The sequence below is a fragment of the Providencia sp. PROV076 genome, assembly GCF_028483405.1.
GTDB lineage: Bacteria > Pseudomonadota > Gammaproteobacteria > Enterobacterales > Enterobacteriaceae > Providencia > Providencia huaxiensis.
Genome location: NZ_JAMPRR010000073.1, coordinates 1 through 1,188 on the forward strand (window position 1 = coordinate 1; position 1,188 = coordinate 1,188).

Below are 1,188 nucleotides of genomic sequence, written 5' to 3' on the forward strand. Positions count from 1 at the left end.
GGTATTATGCAATAATTTTTGCAACAACACCCGCACCTACAGTACGGCCACCTTCACGGATTGCGAAACGTAAACCGTCGTCCATCGCGATTGGGTGGATCAGGGTAACGATCATGTTGATGTTATCACCTGGCATTACCATCTCTACGCCTTCTGGCAGTTCGATAGTACCTGTTACGTCAGTTGTACGGAAGTAGAACTGTGGACGGTAACCTTTGAAGAATGGAGTGTGACGACCACCTTCATCTTTGCTCAGAATATAGACTTCTGATTCGAATTTAGTGTGTGGCTTGATTGAACCTGGTTTTGCCAGTACTTGACCACGTTGAATTTCTTCACGTTTAGTACCACGCAGCAGAACACCAACGTTCTCACCCGCACGACCTTCGTCCAGCAGTTTACGGAACATTTCAACGCCAGTACAAGTTGTTTTAACCGTGTCTTGGATACCAACGATTTCAACTTCTTCACCAACTTTGATGATACCACGCTCAACACGGCCTGTTACTACTGTACCACGACCAGAGATTGAGAATACGTCTTCGATTGGCAGCAGGAATGGTTTGTCAATTGCACGCTCTGGTTCTGGGATGTAAGAATCCAAGTGACCTGCTAATTCAACAATTTTCGCTTCCCACTCTGGGTTGCCTTCCAGCGCTTTCAGAGCTGAACCACGGACAACTGGAGTGTCGTCGCCTGGGAAATCGTATTGAGACAGAAGTTCACGAACTTCCATTTCAACTAATTCTAACAGTTCTTCGTCGTCTACCATGTCACATTTGTTCAGGAAAACGATGATGTAAGGAACACCTACTTGGCGACCTAACAGGATGTGCTCACGAGTTTGTGGCATTGGGCCATCAGTCGCAGCAACAACCAGGATTGCACCGTCCATCTGAGCAGCACCAGTGATCATGTTTTTAACATAGTCGGCGTGTCCTGGGCAGTCTACGTGTGCGTAGTGGCGAGTTGGAGTATCGTATTCTACGTGTGAAGTAGAGATGGTGATACCACGCGCTTTTTCTTCTGGTGCGTTATCGATTTGGTCGAATGCACGAGCAGAACCGCCGTAAGTTTTAGCCAGAACAGTAGTGATAGCTGCTGTCAGAGTAGTTTTACCGTGGTCAACGTGGCCGATAGTACCAACGTTAACGTGCGGTTTTGAACGTTCAAATTTTTCTTTAGACA

At 46.8% G+C, this 1,188-nt stretch carries 1 protein-coding gene; it reads right to left on the reverse strand.

Translation table 11 applies throughout. The features are described 5' to 3' along the window. Positions 1 to 4: 4 nt before the first annotated feature. Positions 5 to 1,188 (reverse strand): elongation factor Tu (gene tuf / locus PSF67_RS22010; RefSeq protein ID WP_166268407.1); only part of this gene is annotated, 1,184 nt, incomplete at its 5' end.